The organism is Tistrella mobilis (assembly GCF_041468085.1).
Taxonomy (GTDB): Bacteria; Pseudomonadota; Alphaproteobacteria; order Tistrellales; family Tistrellaceae; genus Tistrella; species Tistrella mobilis_A.
The window spans coordinates 811,407-833,708 of sequence record NZ_CP121017.1 but is presented as its reverse complement, the minus strand read 5'-3'; the positions used below and the strand labels follow the sequence as shown (position 1 = coordinate 833,708).

The following is a 22,302-nucleotide window of genomic DNA, read 5'->3' as shown; positions in this document are numbered from 1 at the left end:
GGACCGGGGTTGGACACGGACGCCTCGTCCGCGGCCACACCTCCGATTTTGGCGGGGCGTAGCGCAGTCTGGTAGCGCATCTGCTTTGGGAGCAGAGGGTCGCGTGTTCGAATCACGCCGCCCCGACCATTTCTATCCTGTCCGGCCGTGCCGGCCTCTCGGCCCGCGGCCGCAAACCGGACCACCAGAAACGGCCCGCCGGCCCCGAGCGACCGGTATCGAGGCCCGTCGACAAGGATCGTGTGAGGCGATGGACGCGCGCATCTACCTGCCGGCGAAGAACGCCATGCAGTCCGGCCGCGCCAACACCCGCAAATGGGTGCTGGAAATGGAACCCGCAGCGGCGAAGCGCCTGGACCCCCTGATGGGCTGGACCGGCTCTGCCGACACCGACCAGCAGGTCGTGCTGCGGTTCGAGACCCTGGACGAGGCCATTGCCTTCGCCAAGCGCAAGGGCCTGACCTACGAGGTCTACGAGCCGCATATGCGCGACCTGAAGATTCAGGCCTATGCCGACAAGTTCCGCTGGGACCGCGTGCGCTGAACAGCGTTCCGGCCTGACGGGTGCCCTTAGCTCAGTTGGATAGAGCATCGGCCTTCTAAGCCGGCGGTCGCAGGTTCGAATCCTGCAGGGCACGCCAGTCTTCCACGCCGCAGTCCGGTCCGCCGGGCTGCGGCGTGTCCGTTTCGGGGCCTTGCGGACACGGCGGCCATTTTCCGGCTGCGTCCTCCCCGTGTTCTTGCTGAGACATGAGGCGCAGAGGGTGGCGACATCGTCTCCACGCGCTCATGCTGTGGGCCAGCCCCTGCTGTCCGGAAACCGGAGGACATGATGCCCTTGAACGCCCGCAAGGCGGTGCCGGTCGCCCTGGCCGCCATGCTCGCCATCGCCACCACCGCCCTGCCCGCCCGTGCCGACGGTGTCTTCCCCACCAGCCTCACCACCCTGGATCAGCAGCGGCTGGAGGCTTTCGACACTGCCCGTGCCGAGGCGGTCGCCGAGGCGCGCGCCGGCGGGTCGCCCGAGGATGTATCGGTGCTGGACGAGGTGCTGAGCGGCCGGCCGACCACGATGGAGCCGGCCGAGATGGTCGGGATCTGGCGCTGCCGGACGATCAAGCTGGGCGGGCTGTTGCCGCTTACCGTCTATCGCGACTTCAAGTGCCGGATCACCGATGACGGCGCCGGGCTGCGACTGGAAAAGCTGACCGGCTCGCAGCGGACCGGCGGCACCTTCTATGATCTGGCCGACAAAACCCGGCTGGGCTATGCCGGCGCCGGCTGGGTGGCGGGCGAGGCCCCCGCGCGCTACGGCACGGAGACCGAACGCAACCAGGTCGGCTATCTGGTGGTGCTCGGCCCCGAGCGCATGCGGCTGGAACTGCCGCTGCCGCAGTTCGAATCCAAGTTCGACATTCTGGAACTCCGGCGCTGAATTCACTCATGACGGCCCCGGCGCACCGGACATAACCCTGGATAGAATTTTTGTGGCGAGATATTATCATGCCTCTCCAGCGGTGGGGGCTGAAACACCAGAATCGTCGGTTCGGCAGGAAGACCCTCTTCAGAAGCCGCCGCCGCAAATGGCATCAGACGGTCTCCGTACCTCCGAATTTTTACGAGGCGCGCCGTGGCTATACCGAATGAAACAGGTGACTTTCTAAATATTTTGGCGACAGCGCTCGTCGCCATCCTCAGCACTTTTTGTACCGTTCTTTTTCAGAATTTTTTTTCAAGGCGGCGCGAACGTGCGCAGAAAGAAGAGCTGTTCAGAAATTATGCGGCCCCGTTAATTAGATGCTCAGAGAATATAATATGGAGATTTGGTGAAATCATTTTAGACAAGCGCATGTACCTCACCGTGGATCATGATTTTGTTCATGTTCAATACAAAAGAACATCTTCTTTGTATAGAATTGCAAGTTTGCTTGGATGGCTGCGCGCAATACAGCTGGAGCTTGACGCTTTACCGAGGAAACCCGATGCATTCCCAGGCGTCATTTCAGTCGCGATTGAAGGAATTCGGAGCGCTCTAGCCGATGGACCTCAGGCTGAACAGCGTCGGCTTGAGCGGCTTTGCGAGATCTGGGAGATTGATATTAAAGAAATTGACGCCCTCAACAGAAAAGAGATCATAATCGATATCGATATCAAAATTCATGAGGCCTTAATTCGCCATGAATCCAAACATATAGATCGCCTTCAGTCACTCTCCACCCAAGAAAAAAACATGATTTGCAGATCAATATATGGATCAATTATAAGTAAATTACGCTCCCACAGCAAACCATATCACATGCTTCAAGACAGAACCGATCGCGCTATAAAAATTATAGCGGATGTCGAATCTCTCATATATAGGGATTGGCAGGAAGCAATCGGCGATATCATGCTGGCACCCGATCATAATTCTACGCGACGATTTCGAATCATTAGTTACAGCGATTTCGAGAAAATCCTATATAATAATTCCATATGGATGAACGTTTTTCGAGATAGTCTGAATGGTATCGGAGTACAGCATAATGGGAAAGATGCGCGTATCGAACAGTTAGTCGCTTTCGCCAGGTCGATCGCCCATCTCCTGATCTCCATTGAAAAAACATCGGAAAAAGATCTTATAAACGCGAACGCGCTTCTTGTTGCCAAGCGCCTCTGGAACATATCGTTTGATCCACGGCAACTCACCAGCAATGACAGGCCCGCCAATCCTGCCGCTTTCAAGACGACAAACGAGCCGCCCTCCCTATCTCGCGACCGCCATCCATGAGCAGCGCCGAAATCGCCCGGCGCACCGGCGCCGCGCCGCGGCCCAGATCCATCACCGCCCGCCGGGCGAGGCGTGCGGCAGGGTCGTCGCGGGTGTAGAGCCCGACGATGGCGTTGGTCGCGGCCCAGAGCGGCGCCGCGGTCAGCTTGTGGCCGGCTTCATAGCGATGCAGCATCAGGGGCGAGGCGATATCGCCATCGGTGCGGGCGGCGCGGGCAATGCCGTCGGCCAGGCGTTCCGCGCTCTTCAGGCCCAGATTGAAGCCATGGGCGGTGACCGGATGCATGCCGACCGCGGCATCGCCGATCAGCGCGAAGCGATGGCCGACGAAGCGGCGGGCCTGGACGGCGACCAGCGGCCAGCCATGGCGGGTGCTCTCAAGCTGCAGCCGGCCGAGCCGACCGTCCAGCCGGACCATGATCTCATCCGCGAAGGCCACGGGATCGAGCGCGGTCAGCCGCGCGATCTCGGCATGGGGCAGCGTCAGCACCACCGAGGAACGGCGGCCGCCCAGCGGCAGCAACGCCACCGTCTGGCCGTGACCGAACCATTCGGTCGCCACACCGCCGTGATCGACCTGATCGTGGTTCATCCGGCAGACCAGCATGGTCTTGCCGAAATCCACCTGATCGGCCTGGATGCCGCGGGCCTCGCGCATCTTCGAGAACCGGGTATCGGCGGCGACCACCAGGCGGGCGGTCAGCGCGCGGCCGTCCTCCAGATCGACCGCCATCCCATGCGGGCGCACCCGGATGCCGGTCGCCTTCAGACCGTCCAGGATCGTCGCGGAAGTCTGCTCGCGTACCGCGTCATGAAGCGCCCGCCGGATCAGGTGATTGGGCACCAGACGGCCGAGCGGGCGACCATCGGCGGCGCCGTCGAAGATCAGGCTGCGATGGCCGGCCCCGTTCAGCACCCGGGCGGCGCGAAGCGGGGCGGTCTCCCCGGCCGGGATCCGCGCCCAGGCGCCCAGCCGTTCCAGCACTGCCATCGAATGATGGGTGAGCGCGATCTCGCGGCCGTCGAAAGGCGGGTCGGCCAGCATGGCCGCCGGCTGCGGATCGATCAGGGTGACGTCGAGCCCGGTGCCGTCCAGCGCCCGCGCGAAGGCAAGCCCTGCCGGGCCCGCGCCGATCACCGCCACATCCGTCTGCATGCGCCCCTCCTCCGTGACACCGGCCGCCAGGCCGTGACGGCCTCGCGGGCGACAGGCTAGCAGCGGCCGCGGTGCGGGGCTATGCGGCGTTGTGTCCGGTGGCGGCAGCACCGCCACCCTTTGCCCCGGCGTCCGCTTCGGCCTCTGCCTCCGCCTCGGCGAGCCGGGCATAGCGGCGGGCCAGCACCGCGCAGACCATCAGCTGGATCTGGTGGAACAGCATCAGCGGCATCAGGATCGCACCGGTGTCGCGGCCGGCGAAGATCACATTGGCCATGGGCACGCCCGAAGCGAGTGTCTTCTTCGAGCCGCAGAACACGATGGTGATCCGGTCGGCCCGCGAAAAGCCCAGCCAGCGCGAGCCCAGCATGGTGATCGCCAGCACCAGGGCCAGCAGCAGGCAGTCGACCACCAGCATCACCGCCAGGTCCAGCGCACCGACCCGGTTCCAGAAGCCCGAGACCACCGCGCCCGAAAAGGCGAGATAAACCACCAGCACGATCGAGCCGCGATCGACCAGCCCCAGCGGCTTGCGGTGGCGGCGCAGCCAGCCGCCGATCCAGCGTTCCAGCACCTGGCCGGCGATGAACGGCACCAGCAGCTGGAAGACGATCGCCTCCACCTGATCCAGCGACACCCCCTGGCCGCTGGCACCGAACAGCAGCGCCACCATGGCCGGGGTGATGAACATGCCGAGGATGTTCGAGGCCGAGGCCGAGCACACCGCCGCCGGGACATTGCCGCCGGCGATGGCGGTGAAGGCGATGGACGACTGAACGGTGGAAGGCAGCACGCAGAGGAACAGCAGCCCCATCGCGATCGCCGGCGACAGCACGCTTTCCGGCAGCAGATGGGTGATGGCAAGGCCCAGCACCGGGAAGATCACGAAAGTCGTGGCCAGCACCGCGATATGCAGGCGCCAGTTGGTCATGCCCTCGATCACCGTCGCACGGGAGAGCCGGCCGCCATGGAGGAAGAACACCGCCGCAATCGCCACGGTGGCCACATCGTGCAGGATCTCCGACGCCCGGCCGTCCACGGGCAGGATCGAGGCGGTCGCAACCGCCAGGATCAGCGCCAGCACGAAACGGTCCGGTAGAATGCGCGACAACAGGGCCATGGCCGTCCTCCTTTTTGTTGTTCTGCGCCATCGCGGTTCAGGATGGAAGGAATAACAGGCATCATGTTTCACGATGACCGGATCCCCATCCCCGAAGAGGCCGAGCCGATGCTCGATCCCGTTCAGCTGCGCAGTTTCATGGCCGTGGCCGAGGCCGGCAGTTTTACCGCCGCCGCCCGCGGGCTGGGGCTCGGCCAGTCGACCGTCAGCCAGCATGTCGCCCGGCTGGAGGCGGCGGCCGGCCGGCGGCTCATCGATCGCGACACCCATCATCTGTCGCTGACGACGGATGGCGAAGCCATGCTCGGCTTCGCCCGCGCCATGCTGGCGGTCGAAGATCGCGCACGGGCGCATTTCGCCGACCGTGAACTCCATGGCCGGCTGCGCTTCGGCGCCTCGGAAGACTTCGTCACCAGCCGGCTCGGCCGGGTGCTGGAAAGCTTCGTGCGCGACCATCCCGCCATCGATCTGGAAATCACCGTCGCGCTCTCGGGCACGCTGCACCGCATGCTGGATGACGGGTTGCTGGATCTGGTGCTGGCCAAGCGGCGCCTGGGCCGGCCCCGCGGCCGGCCGGTGCACCGCGAGCCGCTGATCTGGGCGGCGCGCAGCGCCGACATCGCCGATCCCGCCCGACCGCTGCCGCTGATCGCCTTTCCGCCGCCCAGCATCACCCGGGCGGCGGCGATTGACGCGCTCGACCGTGCCGGCCGGGCCTGGCGGATCGTCTGCACCTCGGGCAGCCTGAGCGGGCTCAAGGCCGCGGCCGATGCCGGGCTGGGCGTGATGGTCCAGCCCCGCAGCATGCGTCCTCATGGCCTGGTGGAACTTGAGGGTGGCCCCGGCCTGCCGGCGCTGGAAGAGGTGGAGTTCATCATCGAGGACGTCTCGGTCCGCCGCCCGCCCGACAGCCCCGAAGCCCGCGCCGCCCGGATCCTGACCGAGGCGCTGGTGGTGGGGGGGATCTGGCGGAATGGGTGAACCGGCCGCGATATGCGGCGCTGAAATTGACGCATGCGCCCCCCATCTCTAAAGTAGAACGACAATCGGGAGGCCCGATATGAGTGACACTCTTGAAATTCCCTCTGAGGAATTTGAGCACAACTTCAGCCGGTACAGGTCGGCTGCAAAACATCAGCCGGTTGTCGTCCTGGACGAAGGGGAAGACGCCGTGGTTCTGATTTCGATGAACGAGTATCGTCGCCTGAAGCGGCGGGATCGGGAGGTTTTGCGGGTCGAAGATCTTTCCGACGACGACATCGCTGCCATCGAGGCCGCCGAGCCCGGCCCCGAATGCGCGCAGTTTGACCACGAATTCCCCGCACATGGCTGGAAGTGAGCGGGGACGGTGAGAGCCCCCGATCCGACCCCGGGCCTGGTCGTTCGCTACAGTTTTCTCTGGTGGTCTGAACACCGCGCCGGGCAAGAAGAAGGGGTGAAGGACAGGCCTTGTGCCGTGGTCCTGGTCAGCCTTGATGAAGACGGCCTCAAACAGGTGACGGTCCTGCCGATCACCCATTCACCGCCCGGCGATCCCGATGCGGCTCTGGAACTTCCTGCCGAGACCAAGCAGCGCCTCGGCCTTGATGGTTTGCGGTCCTTGAACTGCGCCGGCGGGTCGGTGTCCTGGCAAAAGCAAGACGGCTGCGGACAGTACGGCGCACGGAATAGACGTGGGCCACGCGCCGTCAGCGCCGTTCCCCAACCACCTCCCGCACCACCCCGCGCAGCCAGCGATGGACCGGATCGGCGTCCATCCGCGGGTGCCAGAGCAGCGAGATGGTGAGGTCGGGCACCGGCAGCGGCAGAGGGATGGTGACGAGCCCGTCGCGCAGCCGGCCGGTCGACCGCTCGGGCACGGTGGCGATCAGCCCGCCATCGCGGACCAGGAAAAGGGCGGCCGGGAAGCTGGCGACGGTGGTGATCACCCGCCGCTCCAGCCCCAGCACCGCCAGCGCCTGATCAACGGTCTCTTGGCCCGCAGGCCGGCGCGCCACGCGGACATGATCCCCCGCGGCATAAAGCGCCGGTGTCGGCTGTGGCGTGCGGGCCAGCGCATGGTCGGCGCGCACCACCGCCACGAAGCGGTCGCGGAACAGCGCCTGGGCGCGCAGTTCGGGGCCCGCGGTCCCGCTCGCCACCCCCGTCTCCAGATCCACCACCCCGTTGCGCAGCGCCGTGCCGTCCTTGTCGGTGCGGGCGACGAAATGCAGCCGCACCCCCGGCGCCTCCTGCGCGATGCGCCCGAGCAGGGCCAGGCCGAAGGTCTCGACGAAGCCTTCGCGGGTCCTGAAGGTGAACGACCGCTCGATCCGGGCCAGATCGGGCGGGGCTGCCGGCCGCAGCAGAATCTCGGCCTCGCGCACCAGCCGCGCCGCCTCGTCCCGCAGTTCCAGCGCCCGCGGGGTCGGCACCAGGCCGCGGCCGGCCCGGACCAGCAGCGGATCGCCGGTGGTCTCGCGCAGCCGCGCCAGCACCCGGCTGGTCGCCGAGGCGCTGAGCTGCAGCCGAGCCGCCGCCCGGGCGACACTGCATTCGCCGAGCAACGCGTCGAGCGCGATGAGCAGATTGAGATCCGGAATCGCCATGTCGGGATGATAGCACGCCATGGCGCCCGACATATGGCGCCGGATGCAGCCTTTGACTGCAAATGCTGCAGCTTCCGCCATGTCATGGCCGGGCGCAGGCTGTCATGCAGCTCCCGAGCCGGAGCAGGCGACCGACGGAGCCCCCGATGACCGACATGCCCCCCTCCTCCACCCGAACCACGTCCCCCGGGGCCGATCCTTCCCGCGCCGGCCGCCTTGGCCTGACCGGTCTGGCACTGTCGATGCTGACCGCCTCGCTCGGCGTCAGCATCGCCAATGTCGCCCTGCCGACGCTTGCCCACGCCCTCGACGTACCGTTTCAGGCGGTGCAATGGGTGGTGCTGGCCTATCTGCTGGCGGTGACGGTCGCGATCGTGGGCGCGGGCCGGCTGGGCGACGCGCTCGGACGCCGGCGCGTGCTCTCGGCCGGGCTTGTGCTCTTCGCCCTCGCCTCCGCCTTCTGCGGGCTGGCACCGTCCTTCGGGCTGCTGATCGCCGCCCGCGCGCTTCAGGGGCTGGGGGCCGCCGTGCTGATGGCGCTGACCCTGGCACTGGTCCGCGAGACGGTGGCCGCAGAGCGTACAGGCGCCGCCATGGGCCTGCTCGGCACCACCTCGGCCATCGGCACCGCCCTCGGTCCCTCCATGGGCGGGCTGCTGATCGCCGCCGCCGGCTGGCGGGCGGTGTTCATCGTGCTGGTGCCGGCGGCACTCGCCGCCCTGCTGCTGATCCGCCGCGGCCTGCCGGCCGCGCCCACCCCCACCCCGACAACGGCACCCCGTCAGGGGCTCGACCTGCCCGGGACGCTGGTTCTGGCCTTCAGCCTCGGCGCCTATGCCCTGGCGATGACCCGGCCGCACGGGCCCGACACCGCTGCTTTCATCCTGCTCGGCATCACCGCCCTCGGCATCGCGATCTTCGTGGCCGTGGAGCGCTGCGCCCGGGCACCGCTGATCCGGCCGGCGGCGCTCCGCGAACCGCTGCTCGCATCTGCGCTGATCTGCAACCTGCTGATCGCGACCGTGATCATGACCACGCTGGTGGTCGCCCCCTTCTACCTCTCGCACACGCTCGGCCTCGGCACCGCGCGGGTCGGTCTGGTGATGTCGGTGGGCCCGGTGCTGTCGGCCCTGACCGGCCTGCCGCTCGGCCGGCTGGTCGACCGTGGCGATGCCGGGCTGATGGCGGTCGCGGGGCTCGCCGCCATGGCGACGGGTGCCGCCCTGCTCGCACTCCTCCCCACCTGGTTCGGCCTGACCGGCTATCTCGCCGGCATCCTGGTACTCACCCCCGGCTATCAGCTGTTCCAGGCCGCCAACAACACCCAGATCATGGCCAAGGTGCCCGCAGACCGGCGCGGCGTCACCTCGGGTATGCTGGGCCTCGCCCGCAATCTGGGGCTGGTGACCGGTGCGGCGGTGATGGGCGCGATCTTCGCCGCTGCCGCAGGCGGCAACGTCACCACCGCCGGCGCCGATGCCGTCGCCCGGGGGCTGCGCATCACCTTCGCCACCGCCGCCCTGCTGATGCTGACCGGCATCGTCATTGCGCTCGTCGGGCGCAGGGTGGCGGAACGGCCGGCATCGGCGGTCAGATCCAGGCGGGATCGGTCGTGAACACGATGGTCAGCCAGCGATGCGGGCCGGCGCCGCCCAGCGCGTCGCCGATTTCGCGGCGGATCTCGTCGAACCAGGCGGTGGTACCCGGGTGATCGGAGGGCACCACGACATGGATCTCGATGAACCGACCGCGGCCGACCTTTGCCGCATAGCTGGAATAGGTGGTGAAGCCATGCCGTGCCACCACCTCATCCATCACCCGCCGCACCCGGGCATCCAGCGTATCGGGGGTCATCAGGAAAATCTCGGTCGCCGCCCGCCACACGATCCGCGCCGGCACCGGCAGCAGACAGAGCGTCAGCACCATCAGCACCGCCGGATCGACATAGGGGGTGAGCCAGGCATAAGGCGTGCCGTCCAGAATGGCCCCCGCGACGAAGGCCACCAGCAGTGCGCTGGTGATCAGCGCCGACAGCAGCCAGCCCCGGGCATCCAGCGCCAGCAGGTCCGAGCCGATCTGCCGGTTGGCGCGGCGGCCATAGGCGAACATGGCGAAACCCATCGCGGCCACCACCACCGCATAACCGGCTGCCCAGCCGAAGGCGAGCGGCCGGCCGCCGGCCAGCAGATCAGTGGCCGCGGTCACGAAGGCATAACCGCAGAGCAGCAGGGTGATGCCGCCATTGACCGCGATCACCATGGGCTCGATATGCCAGAAACCGTGCTGGAAGCGCCGGCTGTCCTCGCGGGCAACCAGCCGCGTGACCATCAGCGACAGCAGCGAGAGGGCCGCATCCAGCACCGAGAACACACCGTCGAAGATGATCGACTGCGCACCCGACACCAGGCCGAAACCGATGCCCAGCGCCGAGACCAGCAGGGTGGCGGCGATCGACCGACGCAGAACCTGTGCTTCGCGCGCGGCGGTCATGAGCGATCCTCCTGGTCGGATATGGGCAGAGCCGCCGCCCGTTCGCGCAGCACCCGCCGCGCGACATCGATGAAGGCGCGCAGCTTCGGCTGGTTGCGGCTGCGGTCCGGAAAATAGAGCCGCAGCCCGTCCGAGACCGGCAGCCACTCCGCCAGCACCGTCTCCAGCCGGCCCGCCGCGACATCGCCCGCGATCTGCAGATCTGCGGCATAGATCAGTCCCAGCCCGGCCAGCGCCAGCTCGCGCATCAGCGCGGCGTCATTGACGATCATGGCCCCCGGCGGATCCAGCCGGAAGGCCTCGCCCGTGCGCTCGAACTCCCAGCGATAGATCATGCCGGAGGTGGGGTAGCGATAGCGGATGCAGTCATGGCCATCGAACAGCGCCCGCGGGTCCGACGGCCGGCCATGGGTGTCGAAATAGCCGGGCGTTCCGGCGACCACCCAGCGGAAATCGCGGGTCAGCGCCACGGTGATCATGTCGCGGGCGACGAACTCGCCGATCCGGATGCCGGCATCGAAGCCTTCATCGGCCAGATCCACCGCCGCATCCTGCACCGCGACCTCCACCGTCACCTCCGGATAAAGCCGGCGGAAAACCGGCAGCACCGGCGCCACCACCAGTTCCACGGCCAGACGCGGGACGGTCAGACGCAGATGGCCCTGCGGACGGCCGCGAAAATCGTCCAGCCGGTCGAAGGCGGCGGTCATGTCGGCCATGGCCGGGGCCAGCCTCGCCTTCAGCGCCTCCCCCGCCTCGGTCAGCCCCACCTTGCGGGTGGTGCGGTGGAAAAGCGCCACGCCGGTGCGCAGTTCCAGCGCCCGTACGGCCTGACTGACGGCGGCCGGCGTCACCCCCAGCACGCCGGCCGCGCGCCGGAAACTCGCCTGTTCGGCCACCGCCAGGAATTCAGCCACGCCCTGAAAGGCGTCGCTCCGCGACATCGGACACCTCGATTAGAAAGTTAAGCTTAACAGATTGGATATGACTACACGATTTTCATGACGCTTTCACTGCGGGATCATCAGGCATCAACGCCTCGATCGGGAAAGGCCCCGCGCATGCACAACACGACCCTCGGCCAGAGCGGCCTCGTCGTCTCGCGCCTCGCTTTCGGCGCCATGACCTTCACTGCCGGCAATGCCGACATGCCCACGATCTACAAGACCGGCACCGCCGAGGCGGAGGCCATGATCGGCCGCGCGCTCGATGCCGGCATCACCCTGTTCGACACGGCCGACGGCTATGCCGGCGGCGAAAGCGAGGTCATGCTCGGCCGGGCCCTCCGGCCTCATCGCGACCACGTCGCCATCACCACCAAGGTCGGATTCCGCAACGGCCCGGCGCTCGACCGCCAGGGCCTGTCCCGCCGCCACATCCTGCGGTCGATCGATGAAAGCCTCACCCGGCTGGGTACCGACCGGGTGGAGCTTTATGTCGCCCATCGCGAAGACCCGCACACCCCGCTGGACGAGACGCTGGAGGCGCTCGATGCGGTGGTCCGCGCCGGCAAGGCGCTCTATCTCGGCGTCTCCAACTGGCAGCCCTGGAAAATCGCCGCGGCCCTGGAAATCCAGCGCGCCCGCGGCCTCGCCCGCTTCACCCATGCCCAGATGCATTACTCGCTGCTCGGCCGCGACATCGAACGCGACTTCCTGCCCATGGCCGCCCGCTATGGCCTGGGTCTCACGGTCTGGGGGCCGCTGTCGGGTGGCTTCCTGACCGGCAAATATGATCGAAACAGCCTGGATCGCCCCGATGGCCGGCTGTCGGGCTTCGACCTGCTGCCCTTCGACAAGGCGCGCGGGTTCGCCCTGCTCGATGTGATGCGGCCGATCGCAGCAGCCCATGGGGCCAGCCTGGCACAGCTCGCCATCGCCTGGCTGCTGGCACGGCCGGGCGTCTCCAGCGTCATCCTGGGGGCGAGTCGCCCGGACCAGCTGGACGACACCGTCAGGGCCGCCGGCCTGCGCCTGTCGGAAGACGAGATCGCGGCTCTCGACGCCGCCACGGCCCTGGCTCCGGTCTATCCGCACTGGTTCATTCAGGGCCTGGTCGATGCGCCGATGGCGGCAGCCCTCTCCGCCTAGCCGAACAGATCGCCGATCGCGGCCGGCGCCGGGCAGCGGCGCGCCAGGCGCTCCAGTGCCGCCCCGTCGCTCTCTGCCCCGCCATCGGGGGTCAGATGCACCAACTGTGCCCCCGCCGCCCTTAACAGCGGCGTGACCAGATGGAAGCGGTGGCAGTCCAGCGGATCGCGCTCGGCGCACATCAACGCGATGCGATGGCGACGGGCACCGTCGAGCAGACGGGTGATGCCGCGCGCCCGCGCCTCGGCAAGTCGGGCCGGATCGATATCGGCCGGCGGCCGCCCGCCCAGCTCGGCGCCCAGCGGCACATGGGCGATGCCGGCCGTCTTCAGCGCCGCCGCCAGCGGCCGGGCACCGAATTGCGGATGACGCCGGGACCAGGGCACCGAGCGCAGATCGGCCACGGCCGTGATCTCCACCGCCCGCAGCAGGGCGACGAAGCGGTCGATCGGGTGGTCGGAATGGCCGATGGTCCAGAAGACCGGTGCCATCCCCTCGGTATCGTCGCTCGGATCCTCCATGGGGCCATCATGATCCGCCATGCCTGCCGCTGCAATTCCGCAGACCGGCCGCGATGCACGCCGTCGGCGCAGGCCGCCGCCGATCGGGTTAGGCTTCGGAAAACACGCGAAGAGCCCCCAGGAGGAACGACCATGTCCGAGACACCCCCCATCACCCTGCTTGCCGAAGGCCTGGCTTTTCCCGAAGGGCCGGTCGCCATGCCCGACGGTTCGGTGATCCTGGTCGAGATCGCCGCCGGCCGCATCACCCGGGTGATGCCCGACGGCCGCAAGCTGACCGTGGCGGAACCCGGCGGCGGCCCCAACGGTGCCGCGATCGGCCCCGACGGCATGCTCTACATCTGCAACAATGGCGGTTTCGCATGGGCGGTCGAGAAGGGCTTCACCAAACCTGCGGGCACGCCGGCCGACTGGTCGGGTGGGCGGATCGAGCGGGTCGATCCTGAGACCGGCAAGGTCGAGGTGCTCTACACCGAAAGCGACGGCCGGGGCCTGCGCGGCCCCAACGACATCGTCTTCGACGACCAGGGCGGGTTCTGGTTCACCGATCTGGGCAAGACCTTCCACGACCGGATCGATCACGGTGCGATCCACTATGCCAAAGCCGACGGCTCGCTGATCCGCACCGCCGCCTGGCCGGTCAGCAACCCCAACGGCATCGGCCTCTCGCCCGACGGCCGCACGGTCTATGCCGCCGAGACCACCACCGGCCGGCTCTGGGCCTGGACCATCACCGGGCCGGGAGAGCTGGCGCCGCAGAGCTGGCCCGAGGTCGACCATCCGCGCCTGATGGGCCCGGCCCCCGGCTTCCGGCGCTATGACAGCCTGGCGGTGGAAGCCTCGGGCAATATCTGCGTCGCCTCGCTGCGCATCGGCGGCATCGAGGTCTATGCCCCCGACGGACCGGTGATCGATTTCGTGCCGTTCGACGACCCCTATACCACCAATATCTGCTTCGGCGGCCCCGACCTGAAAACCGCCTACATCACCCTCTCCGGCACCGGACGGCTGGTCAGCGTGCCCTGGCCGCGGGCGGGACTCAGACTGGCCCATGGTTGACGGGCGGGCCGGGGCGGGGCTATCCGGGGGTGAGATCATCCCAAAAACGGGGCCGCCATGTCCTCTGCGATCCATATCGAAAGCCTGACCGGCCGGGCGCTGCACGACCGGCTCGACGATCTGGCGGCGCTGCGCATCGCCGTGTTCCGCGACTGGCCCTATCTCTATGACGGCAACGCCGATTACGAGCGCCGCTATCTCGCCACCTATGCCGAGGCGGAAGGCAGCGTGATCGTGGCCGCGATCGAGGCGGCGACCGGCCGGGTGGTCGGCGCCGCCACCGGTCTGCCGATGCGCCACGAGCCCGAGACACTGACGGGCCCGATGCGGCAGGCGGGCTACGACATCGACCGGCTGTTCTATTTCGGCGAATCGGTGCTGCTTGCCCCCTGGCGCGGGACCGGCATCGGCGTCGGCTTCTTCAACGCCCGGGAAGCCCATGCCCGGGCGCTGGGCCCGATGACCCATGCCTGCTTCTGTGGCGTGGTCAGGCCCGACGACCATCCGCGCCGCCCCGACGGCTTCGTGCCGCTCGATGGTTTCTGGCGTCGCCGGGGCTATGAACCGGTGGCCGGCGCGGTTGGCGACATCTCGTGGCGCGATCTGGACGAGACGGCCGAGACACCCAAGCCCATGCAGTTCTGGGCCCGCGCGCTATGAGCGGCATCACCCCGCGCCCCGCCCGCGGCCGCAGCGCCCCGGCCCCCGGCCCTGACCGGATCACCGTCGCCGCGGCCGCCTGGCAGGTTGCCCGGCCGGAAAGCCCGGGGGCGCTGGAAGCGCGTCTCGACCAGTGGCTCGGCCAGGCTGTGGCCGGGGGCGCAGAGCTTGCGGTCTTCCCGGAATATGGCGGCATAGAGGCAGGCCCGCTCTCGCCCCGCTGGCGACCCGGCGACCTTGCCGCCGATATCGATGCCGCCTCGGATATGGCCGGCGCCTGGCTGGACCTGCACCGCAGGCTTGCCCGCCGCCACCGGATCCATCTTCTGACCGGCAGCCTGCCGGTGCGCGACCCGGCCCATGCCCTGCCGGTCAATCGCTGCTGGCTGGTCGCCCCCGACGGCAGCGCGGCGCATCAGGACAAGCGGATGATGACCCGGTTCGAACGGGAAAGCTGGGGGATCGGTCCGGGCGATGCCCGGAAGGTCTTCGACACCGCCCTCGGCACGATCGGCATCGCCATCTGCTATGATGCGGAATTCCCGCTGGAGGTGCGCGACATGGTCGCGGCCGGCGCCGAAATCGTGCTGGTGCCAAGCTGCACCGACAGCGCCGCCGGCTATCACCGCGTGCGGGTCGCAGCCGGAGCACGGGCGCTGGAAGGCCAGTGCTTCGTGATCCAGTCGCCGACCGTCGGCACGGCCGACTGGTCGGAAGCGGTGGATGTAAACCGGGGAGCGGCTGGCATCTTCGCGCCGCCGGATCGCGGCCTGCCCGATGACGGGGTGGTGGCACTGGGCGGGATGGACCAGCCGGGCTGGACCATCGCCACGCTCGATCTTGGCGCACTCAGGCGGGTGCGGGCCGACGGACAGGTGCTGCCGCTCCGCCACTGGGACGAGCAGGCATCCGCCGGCCGGGCATGATCTAGTCGGCTTCCGCCTCGATCCGCGCAACCACCGGACTTGCACGAAGCGCCTCGACCAGTTCGGCACTACAGGCCACCGGCACCATGCCGAAGGCGGTGGGTGGGCCGATCCAGACCAGATGATCGGCCAGGCCGAGACGTTCCGCCTCTGCCTGCAGGCCGCGGGCGCGGCGGGCGGTATCGGCGGCGGCGGCCGCGAGCCCTCGTCCGGTCGACGGGGTTTCCGTCGCCGCCAGGGTGATCAGATAGCGTCGGGTTCCGGCCGGCTTGGGCGGCGGCATGGGCAGGGTCCTCGGGATGGTCGCGGTCCTGAAACAGACGATGCGGCGCGACGGCGCCGTGGCAATGCGGCGCAGCGCCGCCGCCGCGGATCAGCATATGGCATCTTCCGCGCGCCGGGGTAAGAGCATGTCGGGGCATCAGGCGATTGAGGCGGGATTATGGACCTGAGGCGGGATTACGGCCGATTGTGGAACACTGCCCGGCTGTGCTCGAAAAGATGGCGGATGGCATGCAGCGCCGCCGCCCGGGCGGCGGCATCGGCCGTCGCCAGCGGCTCGGCCGCGGCCAGTTCGGCGGCCAGCGCCCTGGCTCCCAGATTGGCGGCGGAGCCTTTGAAGCCATGGGCCGCGCGCCGCCAGGGCTCGCCGCCGGTCCCGAGAGCCGCATCCAGCGCCGCCAGATAGTCCAACGCCCCCGCCTCGAACAGGCCGAAGACCTCGTCTTCGAGATCCCGGTCACCGAGGGTATAGGATCTGAGCTGGTCGAGGTCGAAGATCTCCACCGGCATCTCCTTCACCGGCATTCTTTCGGGGCGTGGCGATCAGTCTAGCGGGAATTCCGCATGCACCACCGTGTCGCCCGGCCGGATGCCGAGCAGCCGGGCGGTGCCGGCATTCAGTTCCAGCACCGCACGTGCGGCATGCTTGGAGCCGATGGGCGTGTCGGTCAGCGGCACGGTATCGGCCGCGATGTCGACCACCACACCCTCGGCGTCCAGAAACAGCATGTCGAGCGGCACATAGGTGTTGCGCATCCACATGGTCGGCTGGCTGCCTTCGGGGAAGACGAACAGCATGCCGCGATCGGCATCGAGATCGGAGCGGAACATCAGCCCCATGGATCGCGCCTCGTGCGATCGGGCGACCTCCACCCGGAACATGCGCGCCTTGCCGCCCTCGGCCGGACGGATCGCCAGCGGCTCCAGCGGCTGTTCCGGCAGGGCCTGAGCCTGGATCACCGCGCTCGGCCATGATCTCGCCGCCACCGCCGGCCACGCCCAGGCGCAGTTTGCGGCCAGCATCATGGTTGCGATCAGCAGACAGAGCAATGCCCGGTGGCCGGCACGGCACCGGTTCAGGACCTGGTCCAGCATACGCGTTCCTCGTCGGGGGCTCACGTGGCCGTTACCGTCGCCTGCCTGCCCGGAGATGTACAGGACATACACCCGGAAAGCGGTCGTCGCGTCGGCCGTCGCGGCTTGGTGCGGTCGGGGGACGTGGCGGAGCCTGCGCCGCGGCCGACCTCCGGACGGGGTCATCCGAACGGGAAGACGGCCGGGCTGCGTCTTCGGTCATACTCCGGCCCGGCGTCGCGCGCAACCGGAACGCTCGATACCCCCCAAAACACGCGCATGACGCAAGGTGCGCCATGGGATCTTGCACCCTGGATACCGCCGGTGCATAGTTCGGCCTTCACTTGGGGGGAGCCGCGGTGCGGCGGCTGAGAGGTTCCCGGTTCGGAACGACCCCTGAACCTGATCCGGTTCGCACCGGCGGAGGAACAAGTGCGCATGCCATGCCCGACGACATTCGTCCCCTCATCCATCCGTTGACCGCAGAGCCCGCGGTCCGGGTGCAGGCGCCTGCCCTGCATCTCGCCGATGTCACCATCCGCCCGGGCGGGCGGCTGGTGACCAACGGGCTCAGCCTCGATATCACCGCCGGCCGTATCACGGCGCTGCTCGGCGCCAGCGGTTCGGGCAAGACCACGCTGCTGCGCCTGATCGCGGGCCTCGATGTCGCGGGGCTGGAACGCGGCCGGGTCACGGCCTCCGACGGCCGGCCTCTCGATGGCCGGATCGCCTGGATGGCCCAGCAGGATCTGCTGATGCCCTGGGCGCGGGTCATCGACAATGTCACGCTGGGCGACCGGCTGCGTGGCCGGAGAGCCGATCGTGCCCGGGCGCTCGACCTGCTCGACCGGCTGGGCCTGGCCGGCACCGCCGCTCTTCGCCCCGCAGCTCTTTCGGGCGGCATGCGCCAGCGGGTGGCCCTGGCCCGCACGCTGATGGAAGACCGGCCGGTGGTGCTGATGGACGAACCCTTCGGCGCGCTCGATGCCGTCACCCGCCACGGGCTTCAGGATCTGGCCTGCCGCATGCTGCGCGGCCGCACCGTGCTGCTGGTCACCCATGATCCGCTGGAAGCGCTGCGCATGGGCGACGAGATCGTGGTGCTGACCGGCAACCCGGCCCGGCCGATGGCAGTCACGGCGCCGCCCGGACCGGTGCCGCGCCCGGTGGATGCCCCCGATCTGGGCGACCGGCTCGCCCGGTTGATGGCGGTGCTGGAGGTGCGGTCATGACCGGACAGGCTTCGGGCGCCTGGTGGCGCGGTCTGGTGGCGGTTGCGGGGCTGATCGCGATCTGGTGGGCGGCGGTGCTCGCCACGGACCTTCCGCCCTTCCTGCTGCCCGCTCCCGATCAGGTGGCGCAGGCGATCTGGACCAATCGGGCGCTGCTGGCCGATCACGCCGCGGTTACCGCACTGGAAATCGCGCTGGGGCTCGGGGCCGGTACCGCCATCGGCGTCACCTCGGCACTGGCGATCGCCGGCGCCCCCCGGCTCGGTCGCTGGATGATGCCGGTGATGGTGGGTGCCCAGGCCCTGCCGGTCTTCGCGCTTGCCCCGCTGCTGACCCTCTGGTTCGGCTATGGCTATGCGCCCAAGATCGTGATGGCCGCGCTGATCATCTTCTTTCCCGTCGCCGTCGCCTTTCTGGACGGGCTGAGGCGCACCGAGCCCGGCTGGCTCGACATGGCCCGGGTGATGGGCGCATCGCGCCGGCGCAGCCTGCTGCTCATCCGCCTGCCCGCCGCGCTGCCGGCCCTCGCCTCGGGGCTCCGGGTCGCGGCCGCGGTGGCGCCGATCGGGGCCGTGGTCGGCGAATGGGTCGGCTCTTCCGCCGGCCTCGGCTATCTGATGCTGCATGCCAACGGCCGGATGAAGACCGACCAGATGTTCGCGGCCCTCGCCGTGCTGGTCGTCCTGACCCTGGTTCTTTATCTCGTGGTCGACCGGGCGCTGCGCGCCGCCATGCCCTGGCAGGCGGATGCGCTCGACGGCGGCCAGCGAAGCTGACACCCCGCATCCATATCATCACTCCCGGAGGAGATGCCCCATGACGCAGCGTGTTCCCACGCGGCGCGGCATGCGCCGTGTGCTGGCCGCCACCCTGGTTGCCGCCACCACCCTGGCCGCCCCGGCCGTCCAGGCGGCCGAAAAGCTGACCCTGCTGCTCGACTGGTATGTGAACCCCGACCACGCCCCCCTGCTGGTCGCCCAGGAAAAGGGCTATTTCGCCGAGGAAGGGCTGGAGGTGGAGATGATCGCCCCGGCCGATCCGTCGGACCCGCCCAAGCTGGTCGCCGCCGGCCGGGCCGATCTTGCCATCACCTATCAGCCGCAGCTGATCGCCATGGTGCATGAAGGCCTGCCGCTGAAGCGGGTCTCCACCCTGGTCGCCACCCCGCTCAACAGCATCATCACGCTGGCCGACGGCCCGGTGAAGACGCTGGCCGACCTCAAGGGCCGCAGGATCGGCTATTCGGTCGCAGGTTTCGAGGACGCGCTGCTCGGCCGCATGCTGGCGAGTGCCGGGCTTACCATCGACGACGTCACCCTGATCAACGTCAACTTCGCCCTCGCCCCCTCGGTGATGTCGGGGCAGGTGGATGCGGTGATCGGTGCCTATCGCAATGTCGAACTGGTGCAGATGGCACTGGAAGGCCGCCCCGGTCGCGCTTTCCTGGTGGAAGAGCACGGCGTGCCGCCCTATGACGAGCTGGTCGTGGCCGCCCGCGCCGACAAGGCGGCCGATCCGCGCTTCGCCGCCTTCAACCGCGCCCTGGAAAAGGGCGTGCAATTCCTGATCAACCACCCCGATCAGTCCTGGGAGCTGTACATCAAGGGTCGGCCCGAGATTGCGGACGAAGGCAACCGGCAGTCGCTGGAGGCGACGCTGCCGCGCTTCGCCCACAGCCCCGCCGCACTCGACCATGGCCGCTGGCGCAATTTCGCCGCCTTCATGCACGAGGCGGGGTTGATCGACAGCCCGAAGCCGGTCGAAGCCTACGCCCAGGACTGGCGCTGACCGGGCCTGTCATCCGTCTGATCAAGCCTGAAACGCCCGCTTGCGACCATGTGCCGCAAGCGGGCGTCGTCTTTACCACGCCCCCCGCCGGTCTCATGCTATGCCAAGGACTTATCGGACTTAATTCGTCCGGATTTCCTTGACCCGTCCCGGGTTTCCTGGGAAAAACGCGGGCCAGGGAGGACGCTGTTCGACGGGACGGACACGCGCTCTGCATGCGCCATCTCCGCTTCGCGTCCGGCTGAACACAACTTTCGGCCGGTGGCGCGCCGGCGCCTCCTTGCCGTAAAGGAGACCAACCACTCAGGGGAGACTGCGGTGGCGCGAGCCTTCGGCCTGTTTCTGGCACTGCTCACGACCTGGCTGCTGATGTCGGGCATTTACAAGCCGCTGATCATCGGCTTCGGCGTGCTGTCCTGCGCCTTTTCGGTGTGGATCGCACACTGGCTCGGCATCCTGGACCGTGAAGGGGCGCCGCTCGGCATGCTGCCGCGTGCAATCCCCTACTGGTTCTGGCTGTCGGTCGAGATCATCAAATCGAACATCGACGTCTTCAAGCGGGTCTGGGGCCTGGCCCCGATCGATCCCGCCTGGAAGCGGGTGCCCACCAGCCAGACGACCGATCTGGGCCGGGTGATCTACGCCCAGTCGATCACCCTGACACCGGGCACGGTGTCGGTGGATTTCGAAGGCGGGATGATCGTCGCCCATGCCCTGCATTCCAGTGCGCTGGACGGCATGGACGAGGGTGAGATGGATCGCCGCTGCACCGCGCTGGAGGGCCGCGTCTGATGTTCATCGCCGCAACCGCCGCCCTTGTCGTCGCCCTGGTGCTGGGCCTCGCCCGCGCCGTTCTGGGCCCCACCCTCTTCGACCGGGTGCTCGCCGCCAACGCCATCGGCACCAAGATCGTGCTGCTGCTGTCGGTGATTGGCTTTCTGACCGAGCGTCCGCATTTCCTCGACCTGGCGCTGACCTATGCGCTGATCAACTTCATCGCCACCGTCGCGATCCTGAAGCTGTTGCGCCACCGCCACCTCCGCAGCCTGACCACCGAGGACGTGGCCGCCGACGAGATGGATGCCGCCGCGAAGCGCAAGGGAGGCCGCGCATGACACTGGTCATCGACCTGATCTCCTGGGCCCTGATCCTGGGCGGCGCGCTGTTCGTCATCACCGGTGCCGTGGGCCTGGTCCGGATGCCCGATTTCTACACCCGTCTGCATCCGGCCGGCATGATCGACACCTTCGGCGCCTGGCTGATGCTGGCCGGCATGTGTGTCCAGGCAGGATTCACCCTGGTCACGGCCAAGCTGATCATCATCGGCCTGTTCCTGTTCTTCACCTCGCCCACCGCCTCGCACATCGTCGCCAATGCGGCGCTGGTGTCGGGCGTGAAGCCGTCCGGCCGGCGTCTCGATACGCCCGAACCGTCGTCTGCCGGTGCCCATCGGGAGACGCGCCCGTGATCGTCATCGGACCCTGGTCGATCCTGACTGCCGATCTGCTGAACATGGCCCTGCTGCTGATGCTGGGGGGCATCGCGATCGCGATCGTGCGGACCCGCAGCCTGCTGACCGCGGTGCTGCTGCAGAGCGCCTACTCCCTGCTGATCGCCGCCCTCTGGATGGTGCTGGATGCCATGGACGTCGCCTTCACCGAGGCGGCGGTCGGGGCCGGCATCTCCACCGTTCTGTTCCTGGCCGCCCTGGTCCTGACCGGGCGCGAGGAAGATCGCGGCCACAAACCCGTGCTGCCGATGATCGCGGTGGTCGCCACCGGCGCCGCCCTGCTCTATGCCACGGCCGACATGCCGGCCTTCGGCGACCCCGAGGCCCCCGTCCAGACCCATACCGTGCCGCGCTATATCGAGGGCTCGGTCACCGAGCACGGCATTCCCAACATCGTGACCAACGTGCTGGCCAGCTATCGCGGCTACGACACCATGGGTGAGACGGTGGTCGTGTTCACGGCGGCCCTGGCGGTGACCATGATCCTGGGCGGCGGCGCCGCCACGCTCGGCCGCCGCCGTCGTCATGCCGAGCGCGACGATGCCGAGGAGACGGATCCCTCGGTCCAGGGACAGAACGAGGATGCGAGGGGAGGAAACCGCCCATGATGCGCGACCATTACCTGATCCTGCGCGTCGTCTCGAAGGTCCTGATCCCCTTCATCGTGATGTTCGGGCTCTACGTCCAGTTCCACGGCGAGTACGGCCCGGGCGGCGGATTTCAGGCCGGCGTGATCGTCGCCGCCGGCCTGATCCTCTACGCGCTGATCTTCGGCCTTACCGACCGGCAGCGCATCGGCATGCTTTCGGTCTGCCGCATCCTGGCCCCGCTGGGCGCCCTGTTCTTCGTCGGCACCGGCTTCGTGACCCTGTTCTTCGGGGGCAATTTCCTGGAGTACGCGGCCTTCGCGCCGAACGACCCGAAGCTCGGCCTGCTCATCGGCATCATCGTGGTGGAACTGGGCGTGGGCCTGGCCGTCGCAGCTTCGATGATCCTGATCTTCTTCACCTTCTCGGAACGGCGGAGCTGAGGTGGG

General features: G+C 68.1%; 27 protein-coding genes, 2 tRNA genes and 1 riboswitch. Of the genes, 20 read left to right on the top strand and 9 right to left on the bottom strand.

Annotated features, from left to right (window positions below; translation table 11 throughout):
* Positions 1–52: 52 nt before the first annotated feature.
* The 5 genes from P7L68_RS09600 to P7L68_RS09580 all read left to right on the top strand — a co-directional run bounded on the left by P7L68_RS09600 (position 53) and on the right by P7L68_RS09580 (position 2,770).
* Positions 53–129, top strand: a tRNA-Pro gene (locus P7L68_RS09600).
* Positions 130–250: 121 nt separating this feature from the next.
* Entirely contained in the window at positions 251–544 is a 294-nt protein-coding gene (locus P7L68_RS09595) for an ETC complex I subunit (protein WP_372004546.1), read from the top strand.
* A 20-nt stretch (positions 545–564) separates the two neighbouring features.
* Positions 565–641, top strand: a tRNA-Arg gene (locus tag P7L68_RS09590).
* 188 nt (positions 642–829) lie between these two features.
* On the top strand, positions 830–1,435 hold the full coding sequence (locus P7L68_RS09585; RefSeq protein ID WP_372004545.1) for a DUF4893 domain-containing protein: 606 nt from the start codon (positions 830–832) through the stop codon (positions 1,433–1,435).
* Between the two features lie 195 nt (positions 1,436–1,630).
* A complete protein-coding gene (locus P7L68_RS09580; protein ID WP_372004543.1) occupies positions 1,631–2,770 on the top strand; it encodes a hypothetical protein in 1,140 nt (379 codons plus the stop codon).
* Here the strand turns inward: P7L68_RS09580 and ubiM are convergent.
* Together ubiM and P7L68_RS09570 are read right to left on the bottom strand one after the other, a co-directional pair.
* Positions 2,721–3,926, bottom strand: coding sequence for a 5-demethoxyubiquinol-8 5-hydroxylase UbiM (ubiM, locus tag P7L68_RS09575; protein WP_372004541.1), 1,206 nt, complete (start codon positions 3,924–3,926; stop codon positions 2,721–2,723). The two genes, P7L68_RS09580 and ubiM, sit on opposite strands and share 50 nt — an antisense overlap.
* Before the next feature lie 79 nt (positions 3,927–4,005).
* Positions 4,006–5,046, bottom strand: coding sequence for a bile acid:sodium symporter family protein (locus P7L68_RS09570; protein ID WP_372004538.1), 1,041 nt, complete (start codon positions 5,044–5,046; stop codon positions 4,006–4,008).
* 108 nt (positions 5,047–5,154) lie between these two features.
* Here P7L68_RS09570 and P7L68_RS09565 point away from each other — a divergent pair, with 108 nt between their 5' ends.
* Positions 5,155–6,027 carry a LysR substrate-binding domain-containing protein gene (locus P7L68_RS09565; RefSeq protein WP_372006809.1) on the top strand — a complete coding sequence of 291 codons (873 nt, stop codon included), beginning with the start codon at positions 5,155–5,157 and terminating at the stop codon, positions 6,025–6,027.
* Between the two features lie 79 nt (positions 6,028–6,106).
* Positions 6,107–6,385: a type II toxin-antitoxin system Phd/YefM family antitoxin gene (locus P7L68_RS09560; protein ID WP_298649585.1), complete on the top strand. Its 279-nt coding sequence runs from the start codon at positions 6,107–6,109 to the stop codon at positions 6,383–6,385.
* Positions 6,386–6,734: 349 nt separating this feature from the next.
* Here the strand turns inward: P7L68_RS09560 and P7L68_RS09555 are convergent, their stop codons facing one another.
* A complete protein-coding gene (locus tag P7L68_RS09555) occupies positions 6,735–7,634 on the bottom strand; it encodes a LysR family transcriptional regulator (RefSeq protein WP_372006808.1) in 900 nt (299 codons plus the stop codon).
* 146 nt (positions 7,635–7,780) lie between these two features.
* On the opposite strand from P7L68_RS09555, the gene P7L68_RS09550 reads away from it, so the two are divergent.
* Positions 7,781–9,250: an MFS transporter gene (locus tag P7L68_RS09550; protein WP_372004535.1), complete on the top strand. Its 1,470-nt coding sequence runs from the start codon at positions 7,781–7,783 to the stop codon at positions 9,248–9,250.
* On the opposite strand, the gene P7L68_RS09545 is transcribed toward P7L68_RS09550, so the two are convergent.
* Both P7L68_RS09545 and P7L68_RS09540 read right to left on the bottom strand, forming a co-directional pair.
* Positions 9,225–10,124 carry a cation diffusion facilitator family transporter gene (locus tag P7L68_RS09545; RefSeq protein WP_372004531.1) on the bottom strand — a complete coding sequence of 300 codons (900 nt, stop codon included), beginning with the start codon at positions 10,122–10,124 and terminating at the stop codon, positions 9,225–9,227. The two genes, P7L68_RS09550 and P7L68_RS09545, sit on opposite strands and share 26 nt — an antisense overlap.
* Positions 10,121–11,068: a LysR family transcriptional regulator gene (locus P7L68_RS09540; protein WP_372004528.1), complete on the bottom strand. Its 948-nt coding sequence runs from the start codon at positions 11,066–11,068 to the stop codon at positions 10,121–10,123. Before P7L68_RS09540 ends, P7L68_RS09545 begins: the two co-directional genes overlap by 4 nt.
* A 117-nt stretch (positions 11,069–11,185) precedes the next feature.
* On the opposite strand from P7L68_RS09540, the gene P7L68_RS09535 reads away from it, so the two are divergent.
* Positions 11,186–12,214, top strand: a complete 1,029-nt coding sequence (locus P7L68_RS09535) for an aldo/keto reductase (RefSeq protein WP_372004525.1) — start codon at positions 11,186–11,188, stop codon at positions 12,212–12,214.
* On the opposite strand, the gene P7L68_RS09530 is transcribed toward P7L68_RS09535, so the two are convergent.
* The gene (locus P7L68_RS09530; RefSeq protein WP_372004523.1) at positions 12,211–12,735 is read right to left on the bottom strand and encodes a DUF488 family protein; all 525 of its coding nucleotides are present in this window, start codon (positions 12,733–12,735) and stop codon (positions 12,211–12,213) included. The two genes, P7L68_RS09535 and P7L68_RS09530, sit on opposite strands and share 4 nt — an antisense overlap.
* Positions 12,736–12,867: 132 nt before the next feature.
* On the opposite strand from P7L68_RS09530, the gene P7L68_RS09525 reads away from it, so the two are divergent.
* Genes P7L68_RS09525 through P7L68_RS09515 form a run of 3 tightly spaced genes read left to right on the top strand, consistent with a single transcriptional unit; the run spans position 12,868 to position 15,380 of the window.
* The gene (locus tag P7L68_RS09525) at positions 12,868–13,794 is read left to right on the top strand and encodes an SMP-30/gluconolactonase/LRE family protein (protein WP_372004522.1); all 927 of its coding nucleotides are present in this window, start codon (positions 12,868–12,870) and stop codon (positions 13,792–13,794) included.
* 57 nt (positions 13,795–13,851) lie between these two features.
* Positions 13,852–14,454, top strand: coding sequence for a GNAT family N-acetyltransferase (locus tag P7L68_RS09520; RefSeq protein ID WP_372004520.1), 603 nt, complete (start codon positions 13,852–13,854; stop codon positions 14,452–14,454).
* Positions 14,451–15,380 carry a carbon-nitrogen hydrolase family protein gene (locus P7L68_RS09515; RefSeq protein ID WP_372004517.1) on the top strand — a complete coding sequence of 310 codons (930 nt, stop codon included), beginning with the start codon at positions 14,451–14,453 and terminating at the stop codon, positions 15,378–15,380. The genes P7L68_RS09520 and P7L68_RS09515 overlap by 4 nt, the downstream gene beginning before the upstream one ends.
* A 1-nt stretch (position 15,381) precedes the next feature.
* Here the strand turns inward: P7L68_RS09515 and P7L68_RS09510 are convergent, their stop codons facing one another.
* The 3 genes from P7L68_RS09510 to P7L68_RS09500 all read right to left on the bottom strand — a co-directional run bounded on the left by P7L68_RS09510 (position 15,382) and on the right by P7L68_RS09500 (position 16,757).
* Positions 15,382–15,663, bottom strand: a complete 282-nt coding sequence (locus P7L68_RS09510) for a hypothetical protein (RefSeq protein ID WP_372004514.1) — start codon at positions 15,661–15,663, stop codon at positions 15,382–15,384.
* A 176-nt stretch (positions 15,664–15,839) separates the two neighbouring features.
* Complete coding sequence (locus P7L68_RS09505) at positions 15,840–16,166, bottom strand: Hpt domain-containing protein (RefSeq protein ID WP_372004512.1); 327 nt, start codon at positions 16,164–16,166, stop codon at positions 15,840–15,842.
* 39 nt (positions 16,167–16,205) lie between these two features.
* On the bottom strand, positions 16,206–16,757 hold the full coding sequence (locus P7L68_RS09500; RefSeq protein ID WP_372004509.1) for a DUF192 domain-containing protein: 552 nt from the start codon (positions 16,755–16,757) through the stop codon (positions 16,206–16,208).
* A 316-nt stretch (positions 16,758–17,073) separates the two neighbouring features.
* Positions 17,074–17,182, top strand: a riboswitch (TPP riboswitch).
* On the opposite strand from P7L68_RS09500, the gene P7L68_RS09495 reads away from it, so the two are divergent.
* The 8 genes from P7L68_RS09495 (at position 17,180) to P7L68_RS09460 (ending at position 22,296) form a co-directional block, all read left to right on the top strand.
* On the top strand, positions 17,180–17,968 hold the full coding sequence (locus tag P7L68_RS09495) for an ABC transporter ATP-binding protein (RefSeq protein WP_372004507.1): 789 nt from the start codon (positions 17,180–17,182) through the stop codon (positions 17,966–17,968). (Overlaps the previous riboswitch by 3 nt.)
* The gene (locus tag P7L68_RS09490; RefSeq protein ID WP_372004505.1) at positions 17,965–18,744 is read left to right on the top strand and encodes an ABC transporter permease; all 780 of its coding nucleotides are present in this window, start codon (positions 17,965–17,967) and stop codon (positions 18,742–18,744) included. The genes P7L68_RS09495 and P7L68_RS09490 overlap by 4 nt, the downstream gene beginning before the upstream one ends.
* Positions 18,745–18,784: 40 nt before the next feature.
* Positions 18,785–19,756, top strand: a complete 972-nt coding sequence (locus P7L68_RS09485; RefSeq protein ID WP_372004503.1) for an ABC transporter substrate-binding protein — start codon at positions 18,785–18,787, stop codon at positions 19,754–19,756.
* 318 nt (positions 19,757–20,074) lie between these two features.
* Positions 20,075–20,548: a Na+/H+ antiporter subunit E gene (locus P7L68_RS09480; protein ID WP_372004500.1), complete on the top strand. Its 474-nt coding sequence runs from the start codon at positions 20,075–20,077 to the stop codon at positions 20,546–20,548.
* Positions 20,548–20,871: a monovalent cation/H+ antiporter complex subunit F gene (locus tag P7L68_RS09475; RefSeq protein ID WP_372004497.1), complete on the top strand. Its 324-nt coding sequence runs from the start codon at positions 20,548–20,550 to the stop codon at positions 20,869–20,871. The genes P7L68_RS09480 and P7L68_RS09475 overlap by 1 nt, the downstream gene beginning before the upstream one ends.
* Positions 20,868–21,224: a monovalent cation/H(+) antiporter subunit G gene (gene mnhG / locus P7L68_RS09470; RefSeq protein ID WP_372004494.1), complete on the top strand. Its 357-nt coding sequence runs from the start codon at positions 20,868–20,870 to the stop codon at positions 21,222–21,224. The genes P7L68_RS09475 and mnhG overlap by 4 nt, the downstream gene beginning before the upstream one ends.
* Positions 21,221–21,874: a DUF4040 domain-containing protein gene (locus P7L68_RS09465; RefSeq protein ID WP_372004492.1), complete on the top strand. Its 654-nt coding sequence runs from the start codon at positions 21,221–21,223 to the stop codon at positions 21,872–21,874. Before mnhG ends, P7L68_RS09465 begins: the two co-directional genes overlap by 4 nt.
* Entirely contained in the window at positions 21,871–22,296 is a 426-nt protein-coding gene (locus tag P7L68_RS09460) for a Na(+)/H(+) antiporter subunit B (protein WP_372004489.1), read from the top strand. The genes P7L68_RS09465 and P7L68_RS09460 overlap by 4 nt, the downstream gene beginning before the upstream one ends.
* The last annotated feature ends 6 nt before the right edge of the window (positions 22,297–22,302 follow it).

What these genes read in the sequence shown, in the direction of transcription:
- P7L68_RS09510 (WP_372004514.1), bottom strand. Translation starts at nt 15,663, where the DNA reads ATGCCGCCGCCCAAGCCGGCCGGAACCCGACGCTATCTGATCACCCTG.
- P7L68_RS09525 (WP_372004522.1), top strand. Translation starts at nt 12,868, where the DNA reads ATGTCCGAGACACCCCCCATCACCCTGCTTGCCGAAGGCCTGGCTTTT.
- P7L68_RS09460 (WP_372004489.1), top strand. Translation starts at nt 21,871, where the DNA reads ATGATGCGCGACCATTACCTGATCCTGCGCGTCGTCTCGAAGGTCCTG.
- P7L68_RS09515 (WP_372004517.1), top strand. Translation starts at nt 14,451, where the DNA reads ATGAGCGGCATCACCCCGCGCCCCGCCCGCGGCCGCAGCGCCCCGGCC.
- P7L68_RS09545 (WP_372004531.1), bottom strand. Translation starts at nt 10,124, where the DNA reads ATGACCGCCGCGCGCGAAGCACAGGTTCTGCGTCGGTCGATCGCCGCC.
- P7L68_RS09530 (WP_372004523.1), bottom strand. Translation starts at nt 12,735, where the DNA reads ATGGAGGATCCGAGCGACGATACCGAGGGGATGGCACCGGTCTTCTGG.
- P7L68_RS09485 (WP_372004503.1), top strand. Translation starts at nt 18,785, where the DNA reads ATGACGCAGCGTGTTCCCACGCGGCGCGGCATGCGCCGTGTGCTGGCC.
- P7L68_RS09520 (WP_372004520.1), top strand. Translation starts at nt 13,852, where the DNA reads ATGTCCTCTGCGATCCATATCGAAAGCCTGACCGGCCGGGCGCTGCAC.
- P7L68_RS09570 (WP_372004538.1), bottom strand. Translation starts at nt 5,046, where the DNA reads ATGGCCCTGTTGTCGCGCATTCTACCGGACCGTTTCGTGCTGGCGCTG.
- P7L68_RS09490 (WP_372004505.1), top strand. Translation starts at nt 17,965, where the DNA reads ATGACCGGACAGGCTTCGGGCGCCTGGTGGCGCGGTCTGGTGGCGGTT.
- ubiM (WP_372004541.1), bottom strand. Translation starts at nt 3,926, where the DNA reads ATGCAGACGGATGTGGCGGTGATCGGCGCGGGCCCGGCAGGGCTTGCC.
- P7L68_RS09565 (WP_372006809.1), top strand. Translation starts at nt 5,155, where the DNA reads ATGCTCGATCCCGTTCAGCTGCGCAGTTTCATGGCCGTGGCCGAGGCC.
- P7L68_RS09550 (WP_372004535.1), top strand. Translation starts at nt 7,781, where the DNA reads ATGACCGACATGCCCCCCTCCTCCACCCGAACCACGTCCCCCGGGGCC.
- P7L68_RS09475 (WP_372004497.1), top strand. Translation starts at nt 20,548, where the DNA reads ATGTTCATCGCCGCAACCGCCGCCCTTGTCGTCGCCCTGGTGCTGGGC.
- P7L68_RS09500 (WP_372004509.1), bottom strand. Translation starts at nt 16,757, where the DNA reads ATGCTGGACCAGGTCCTGAACCGGTGCCGTGCCGGCCACCGGGCATTG.
- P7L68_RS09560 (WP_298649585.1), top strand. Translation starts at nt 6,107, where the DNA reads ATGAGTGACACTCTTGAAATTCCCTCTGAGGAATTTGAGCACAACTTC.
- P7L68_RS09585 (WP_372004545.1), top strand. Translation starts at nt 830, where the DNA reads ATGATGCCCTTGAACGCCCGCAAGGCGGTGCCGGTCGCCCTGGCCGCC.
- P7L68_RS09535 (WP_372004525.1), top strand. Translation starts at nt 11,186, where the DNA reads ATGCACAACACGACCCTCGGCCAGAGCGGCCTCGTCGTCTCGCGCCTC.
- P7L68_RS09495 (WP_372004507.1), top strand. Translation starts at nt 17,180, where the DNA reads ATGCCCGACGACATTCGTCCCCTCATCCATCCGTTGACCGCAGAGCCC.
- P7L68_RS09595 (WP_372004546.1), top strand. Translation starts at nt 251, where the DNA reads ATGGACGCGCGCATCTACCTGCCGGCGAAGAACGCCATGCAGTCCGGC.
- P7L68_RS09555 (WP_372006808.1), bottom strand. Translation starts at nt 7,634, where the DNA reads ATGGCGATTCCGGATCTCAATCTGCTCATCGCGCTCGACGCGTTGCTC.
- P7L68_RS09540 (WP_372004528.1), bottom strand. Translation starts at nt 11,068, where the DNA reads ATGTCGCGGAGCGACGCCTTTCAGGGCGTGGCTGAATTCCTGGCGGTG.
- mnhG (WP_372004494.1), top strand. Translation starts at nt 20,868, where the DNA reads ATGACACTGGTCATCGACCTGATCTCCTGGGCCCTGATCCTGGGCGGC.